Annotated in this window: 6 protein-coding genes; 3 read left to right on the top strand and 3 right to left on the bottom strand. The window is 68.0% G+C overall.

Features of this window, described 5'->3' with window-relative positions; translation table 11 throughout:
• The first annotated feature begins 497 nt into the window (after positions 1-497).
• Positions 498-1,694, top strand: a complete 1,197-nt coding sequence (locus EXE42_RS13570) for a DUF418 domain-containing protein (protein ID WP_137693491.1) — start codon at positions 498-500, stop codon at positions 1,692-1,694.
• Between the two features lie 65 nt (positions 1,695-1,759).
• Complete coding sequence (locus EXE42_RS13565; RefSeq protein ID WP_092924203.1) at positions 1,760-1,987, top strand: flagella cluster protein; 228 nt, start codon at positions 1,760-1,762, stop codon at positions 1,985-1,987.
• A 134-nt stretch (positions 1,988-2,121) separates the two neighbouring features.
• Here the strand turns inward: EXE42_RS13565 and EXE42_RS13560 are convergent, their stop codons facing one another.
• The 3 genes from EXE42_RS13560 to EXE42_RS13550 all read right to left on the bottom strand — a co-directional run bounded on the left by EXE42_RS13560 (position 2,122) and on the right by EXE42_RS13550 (position 5,429).
• Positions 2,122-2,529, bottom strand: a complete 408-nt coding sequence (locus EXE42_RS13560) for a transcriptional regulator (protein WP_092924206.1) — start codon at positions 2,527-2,529, stop codon at positions 2,122-2,124.
• 141 nt (positions 2,530-2,670) lie between these two features.
• Complete coding sequence (locus EXE42_RS13555; protein WP_137706718.1) at positions 2,671-4,290, bottom strand: MATE family efflux transporter; 1,620 nt, start codon at positions 4,288-4,290, stop codon at positions 2,671-2,673.
• Positions 4,291-4,334: 44 nt separating this feature from the next.
• Positions 4,335-5,429, bottom strand: a complete 1,095-nt coding sequence (locus tag EXE42_RS13550; protein ID WP_137706717.1) for a mechanosensitive ion channel family protein — start codon at positions 5,427-5,429, stop codon at positions 4,335-4,337.
• Positions 5,430-5,723: 294 nt separating this feature from the next.
• Between EXE42_RS13550 and trmB the strand changes: the two genes are divergently transcribed.
• Complete coding sequence (trmB, locus tag EXE42_RS13545; protein WP_092924215.1) at positions 5,724-6,776, top strand: HTH-type sugar sensing transcriptional regulator TrmB; 1,053 nt, start codon at positions 5,724-5,726, stop codon at positions 6,774-6,776.
• The last annotated feature ends 31 nt before the right edge of the window (positions 6,777-6,807 follow it).

Raw genomic sequence — 6,807 nt, 5'->3', positions numbered from 1 at the left:
GCCCGCGAGGGACGCGGTGAGCGCTCGGAGAGCGCGAACCGCGAGGCTGGGGAGGTGTGAGGTGCGGTCGCTGTGCGGGGCGGGACTCAAAGGGGCAGCCGGGAGGACGAAGACGCGCGACGCAAGGACCACAGGGAGGGAGCAATAGCGACCGACCGAGGACCACAGCGAGCGCATCGAGTCCTCCCGGCTGGGGCTTTGAAGCCGTTTGTGGTCGATCCACAGTCAACCATTTATAAGCAAGCGACTGGGGTTTTGGAGACTGGCATCCCAGCAGCGGTGATCACTCATAAACAGCCGACAACAACACCACAACTCTCCTTATAAACGACCCCACTCACAACGTACTACACCTACTCCCGGTATCGATCGGGAAGCACCGGTCATCGATCGACTGTTTCAGATGAGAATCTGTCAGCGACGACGCCCCGACCGTCGGTGACGCCCGCCGCGATGGGAACCTATTCGGTGCTGGGGGCACTTCCGTCGGATAACTCGTGACCAGCGATCCCGGCCCGACGCCGCCCTCCGAACGGATCACCAGCCTCGACGCGCTCCGGGGGTTCGCGCTGCTCGGCATCCTCGTGATCAACGTCTGGGTGTTCGCGATGCCGGAGTCGACCCTGACGAACCCAACCACGTACGGCGACTTCACCGGCGCGAACTACTGGGCTTGGTTCGTCGGCCACGTGTTCGCGCAGAACAAGTTCATCACGCTGTTCTCGGCCCTGTTCGGCGCCGGGATCGTCCTGTTCACCGAAAGCAAGGAGCGGAAGGGACAGGACGCCGTCCGGCTCCACTACCGCCGGACCGCGGTGCTCATCGCGATCGGACTCCTCCACGCCTACCTCCTGTGGTACGGCGACATCCTCGTGGCCTACGGCCTCTCGGGGTTGTTCCTGGTGTTCGTTCGCGACCTGGAGGCCCGGAAGCTGGCCGCGCTCGGCGTCGGCTGCCTGCTGCTTTTCGTCGGCCTGCGGCTGTTCGCCGCGGTGTCGCTCGGTCCCGAGGCCGTCAGGGGGTTCTGGGCGCCCTCGGAGGCCGCGATCCGACGGGAGGTGATGGCCTACCGCGGCGGGTGGCTCGAACAGTTCGACCACCGCGCGCCGACCGCGTTCAACCGACAGGTCGGGATCGTCCAGAGCTTCTGGCAGATCGGCGGCACCATGCTGCTCGGCATGGCGCTGTACAAGTGGGGCGTCCTGACCGGCGACCGGTCGCGGCGGTTATACCGGCGGCTCGTCGGCGTCGGCGTCGTCGGCCTCGCGGTCGTCGTCGCGGGCGTCGCGTACATCCAGGCGAACGACTGGAGCGCCGACGCCGCGCTGTTCTACCTCCAGTTCAACTTCGTCGGGAGCTTCCTCGTGGCGGGCGGGTACCTCGGCCTCGTCATGCTGTACGCGGAGCGGCGCCCCGACGGTCCCGTGACGCGGGCGTTCGCCGCCGTCGGGCGGACCGCGTTCACGAACTACCTCCTCCAGACGGTGATCGCGACCACGATCTTCTACGGCCACGGCTTCGGGCTGTTCGGGTACGTCAGCCGCGTCGAGCAGTACGGGATCGTCGTCGCCATCTGGGCGGTCCAGGTCCCGCTGTCCGTGCTCTGGCTGCGGTACTTCCGGTTCGGCCCGGTCGAGTGGGTGTGGCGGACGCTCACCTACGGGGAGAAACAGCCGATGCGACTGAAGAGCTGACCGCGCGTTCTCCGAACTGAGACTCGCGAGGACACGTTCAACACCCCGCCGGCGAATCGCCGCCCATGACGAGTTTCGATGTCCACGACCACCGCCACGAACTGAAACAGCTCCGCGACGCGGGCGCGACGAGCCTCTGGGCGAACCGCGAGGGGATGGCGTGTCCCGTGTGCGACGACGCCTTCTCGCGCCTGTTCGTCACCCGACAGAGCGGGACGACGTTCCCCGAGAACGACGGCGCGCGGTTCTGTCTGCTGCGCGACGACGACGCGGTGTACCTGTTCAGACACTGAGCGCACAGGCGACCGGTTATCGGAGCGTCGGCTCAGCTGAAATCTCTTCTTCAGACGTATATTCGCCTGAAACGGCTGGTCGCTGAAGAGTGCGAATTGATCGCTGAGAATCCTCCAAGCTTGAGACGAACCGATTACGCACTCGCGGGGGCGCTGTCGGCATCCCCGTCATCGATGAGCGGGTAGTCCATGTGGACTTCGATGCGGTCGAATGGGACGACCGGTTGTATCGCGCCGCCGGGGCCGCCCTCTTCGAGCGTCAGGATACCCAGTACTTCCAGCTGCTTCAGGTTAGAGTGGACGTCGGACACGTCTCTCTCGACGAGCCGCGCCGCTTCGCGCATGCTTTCGGGGGCCTCCTCGGCGATCGCTCGGACGAGATTCAGGCGGAGCGGCGTGAGGCTGTCGACGAAGTCGTCGTAGGTTCCGAACTGGAGCGTCGCCTTTCCGTCTTGGTCGTCGTCCTCGACGTCCCGGACGAACTGGAGTGCGTCCTCACGGAGCTGTTCTCGGTCGCCGACGGTGATGTGGAGTGTGGTCATGGGTGGGGTGGCGGTGGATCATAAATGACCTCACTCATGATGTACTATACTCACTCCCGCAATCTCTCATCGCTACCCCAGTATTGAGCGCGATTGGGTCGGAATATCTCACTCGTGACGGATCGCAACTGATCCGGGGCGTCAGTCGTCGCCCAGCGGGTCGACGCCGGGGTCGGGGTCCTCGATGTAGCGCTCGGTCCACGTGCCGCGCGAGAACCACGCCACGCCGACGACGGCGCCGAGGACGTTCCCGAGCGCCATGCCGACCCAGACGCCGGTCTCGCCCCAGCCGGCGACGAACACGAGGTACCCCACGCTCGCGACTCGGCCCACCCAGAGGGTGAGAATCGAGATGACCATCGCGGTCTTCGTGTTGCCGGCGCCGCGGAACGCGCCTAAGATCACCTGCGAGACGCCGATGAAGGCGAACTCCACCGACCGGATCCGGACGTACTCGACCGCGTAGGAGATGGTCTCGGGCGCGTCCGGGACGTCGCCGAGGAACGCGCCCACGATCGGCTCGGTGAACGCGACGGCGACGACCGCGACGAGGAACATCACGCCCGCGCCGGTCGTGGCGGCGAACTTCACCGCCTTGGCGGCGCGGTCAGCGCGGTCGGCGCCGAGGTTCTGCCCGACCATCGTGTCGATGGCGCGGCCGAGCCCCATCGCGGGGAGGAAGACGAGCGAGATGAGGCGGTTGCCGAGCCCGTAGGCGGCGACGACGGGCGGCGAGAAGGTGACGATCATCGCGGTGAGTGTGATCATCGCGAGCGCGCTCGTCGTCTGCTCGACGCTGGAGGGGAGCCCGAGCCGGAAGATGTCCCGGATGAAGTCGAGGTCGGGCGCGAGGTGGCCGAGCGTCACGTCGGGGCCGTAGCCCGTCCCGAACAGGATCCAGAGCCCGATGGCGGTCGCGACGCCGCGCGAGAGGATCGTCGCGAGCGCGGCGCCCTGAATGCCGATCCCGGTGACTCCCGTCGCCGAGAGCAGGGTCGCCTCAAGCGCGACCGGGTCGAGCGCGGCGAGGCCGGGCACCGCGGCGAGCCACTCGAACAGGGGGTTGCCGTCGAACCCGAAGATGAAGAACGGGTCGAGCAGGACGTTCAGGAGGACGGAGACGAACATGACCGCCATCGGCGTCCGCGTGTCGCCGTAGCCGCGCATCAGCGCCGAGAAGACGAAGAAGCCGAACATCAGGGGGATCCCGGCGAAGATCACCTCCATGTAGTCGGCCGCGAGTGGGATCACCGTCGCCGCGGTCTCGGCGTCGCTCGGCAGGACCTCGAGGGCGGGTCGAGTGTAGAAGTACCCGCCGATCCCGATGAACACGGACAGCACCGAGACGGTGAAGATCGTCTGTCCCGCAACGAGCCCCGCGGACCCGTCGCCGTCGGCGCCGGTGTACTGCGCCACGAGGATCGCGCCCGCCGTCGTGAAGCCGCCGGCGACCGCGATCAGCAGGAAGATGAGGGGGAACGCGAGGCTGATCGCGCCGACCGCCTCGGCAGAGAGCCGGCCCAGATAGAGGGTGTCGACGATGTTGTACGTCACCTGTAACAGCTGGATCACGACGATCGGCCACGCTAAGCGGAACAGCGGCCGGAGGAGGCTCCCCTCGGTGATTGACTCGTCGTCGAGGGGACCGTCATCGTCGCCGGGAGGGCCGGAGGGGCTGTCTGGCGGACCGTCGCCGGAGGGGCTGTCTGGTGGAACGTCGCCGGAGGGATCCTCCGAGTCGGCAGCGGACTCGTCGCTCACTGGCGTACAGACGCGGGGCCCGCGCTATCAGGCTTCCGATCCGGTCACCGCTCCGTCCTACCGTCGCCGCTGTCGTCGCGGTCGACTTCGGGGACGCCGCCGCCGCTCGGACCTGCGGACGCGTCGTCTCCGGAGCGATCCGAGCCCGGCGGACCGTCGTCGGTGAGGTCCGGGGTGGCGGCCGCGGACGCGGTACGGTCACCGGGTCCGGAGGCGCCGGCCCCGGCGTCGACGCGCGCGACGCCGGAGGTGTCGTCGAAGACGAGGTGCCGGTGCGGGTACGCCATCGTGACGTTCGCCTCCGGCTCGCCGAGTCGTTCGCGGATCCGCGTGTTCACGTCCGACTGGATCTTCGCCAGCTTGTACGGTTTCTTCACCCAGTACCGGAGCCGGAGCAGGATCCCGTCGTCGCCGAACTCGTGGAGCCGGCAGTCGGGGCCCGCCATGTACCGCGCCACGCCGATTCGGATGTCGGGCCCGCCGTCGATGACGGCCTCGCAGTCGCGCGCGGCGCGTTCGATACGGCGGCGCGCCTCCGGGATATCGCTCTCGTAGGTGACGAGGACGTCGATCGAGCGCCGGGTCCGCTCGTCTTCGGCCGAGAGGTTCGTCACGTCGCGCTCGCGCATCGTTCCGTTCGGGACGACGAGGAAGGTGTTATCGAGGGTGAATATCTTCGTGTACCGGATCGTGATGTCCTCGACGAACCCCGCCGTCCCGTCCTCCAACTCGATCATGTCGCCGATCTCGAACGGCTGGTCGGCGAGGACGAACACGCCGTTGATGAAGTTGCCCACAAGCGGCGCGAGGACGATACCGATGACGGCCGAGAACACCGCGGTCCCGAGGAGGAGCTCCTCGAACTGGAAGCCGGCCGCGCTGAGACCGACGAGGAGCGCGGCGCCGATCGTCCCCGCCCGGACGCCGCGGACGATCGTCTGTGCGACGCTCTGCCGCGACACGCGCCGCGCGACCGGCCGGCCGATCAGTCTGACGAGGAAGTTGGCGAGGACGACGCCGACCGCCACCGACGCGACGACGGTCAGGAGCCCCGCTCCCGGGAGGTTCGCGATTCGGGAGGCGACCTCGGTGAGTCGCGAGACCACCCCCGGAGTCGGCGCCCCTGCCGGAAGTACCATAGCCGATCCGCCGTCGGCCACCCGAAAAAGCGTTTCTCCCCGCGGACGGTCGGCGGGTGCCCCGCCGAGCGGCGTGGTACCCGCGCCGCCGAACGCGCACCGAGGCTGGGCGCGTGGCTCGCCGCCGTTCTGCGAGGCGAGAATCCCACCGTGAACGGCCGGGAGCGAATCGGACAACACACTGTCCGCCACCGACGGCAGACCGGATGGTCCACACCGATAGAGGACGCTCCGAAAACGCGTACAACTCGACTCATAGTAAAAAGCTATAATCCCCGCCCCCGTTCTTCCGATATGACCGACGATCTCCGGGACACGCTCGATCGCGTCGGGGACCGATTCAACCTCGGCGAGTACGAGATCGACGCGTACCTCGCGGTGTTGGAACACGGGGAACTGACGGCGAGCGACATCGCCGACCGGACCGACATCCCGCAGCCGCGGGTGTACGACACCGTCCGGAGCCTCTCGGACCGCGGGCTCGTCGAACTCCGCGAGTCGCGGCCGATGAAGATCGTCGCCGTCGACCCCGACGACGCCTTCGGCGACCTGCGCTCGTCGTTCGCGGAGATGGTCGACGAGCTGGAGGCCCGCTACACCGCGCCGACCCGCGAGACCGAGGCCGTGTCGCTCGTGAAGTCGCGCTCGACGATCCTCCGGTACCTCGAGGAGGTGATCGAGAACGCGGAGTACGAGCTCGCGGTCTCGCTCACGCCCGGCCTCCTCCGCCGGTTCCGCGACGAGCTCGCCGCGAAAGTCGCCGCGGGCGTCAGCGTCGAACTGCTCGTCACGCCCGCGTCGAACGCGCCCGACCCGGCCGAGTTCGACTACCTAGAGGTCGCGACCATCGCGCGCGCTCGGCGGGGGATCACCACGCCGGTCCTCGCGGTCGGGGACGGGGAGTACTCCGTGTACGCCACTCAGGACGCGCTGCGCGACGACCGCGAGCGATACGGCGTCATCTTCAACCGCTCCGCGCTCGGCTTCCTCGTCTCCGGCTTCTTCGGAACGGTCCTCTGGACGACCGCCGAGACGCTCGCCGCCGACGGGGAGGAACGTCCCTTCCCGCGCCGCTACGCGTCGATCCGCCGCGCCGTGAAAGACGTCCGCGAGTTCGACGGCGAGGAGTTCTACGCGAGCGTGGAGGGGCGCGACATCGAGACCGGCGAGGAGGTGACGGTCCGCGGAAAGGTGGTCGACGTCGCGTTCGTCGACACCGAGGAGGTGGCGTCGCTGGTCGTCGAGACCGAGACCGGCCGCGTCGAGATCGGCGGTCGAGTCGCCGCCTTAGAGGACGTCGAGGGCCAGGAGATCGTGATCGGTCGCGGCGAGCCGCCGGCGCTGTGAGGCGAGGTCGAGGCGCGGCCCGGTCGCCGTT

This window comes from Halorubrum sp. SP3 (genome assembly GCF_005435195.1).
Taxonomy (GTDB): domain Archaea; phylum Halobacteriota; class Halobacteria; order Halobacteriales; family Haloferacaceae; genus Halorubrum; species Halorubrum sodomense.
This window is presented reverse-complemented; position numbering and strand designations above follow the sequence as displayed.

Bases quoted from the DNA above. Each gene is read 5' to 3' on its own strand.
- trmB (WP_092924215.1), top strand. From the start codon at position 5,724: ATGACCGACGATCTCCGGGACACGCTCGATCGCGTCGGGGACCGATTC.
- EXE42_RS13565 (WP_092924203.1), top strand. From the start codon at position 1,760: ATGACGAGTTTCGATGTCCACGACCACCGCCACGAACTGAAACAGCTC.
- EXE42_RS13550 (WP_137706717.1), bottom strand. From the start codon at position 5,429: ATGGTACTTCCGGCAGGGGCGCCGACTCCGGGGGTGGTCTCGCGACTC.
- EXE42_RS13560 (WP_092924206.1), bottom strand. From the start codon at position 2,529: ATGACCACACTCCACATCACCGTCGGCGACCGAGAACAGCTCCGTGAG.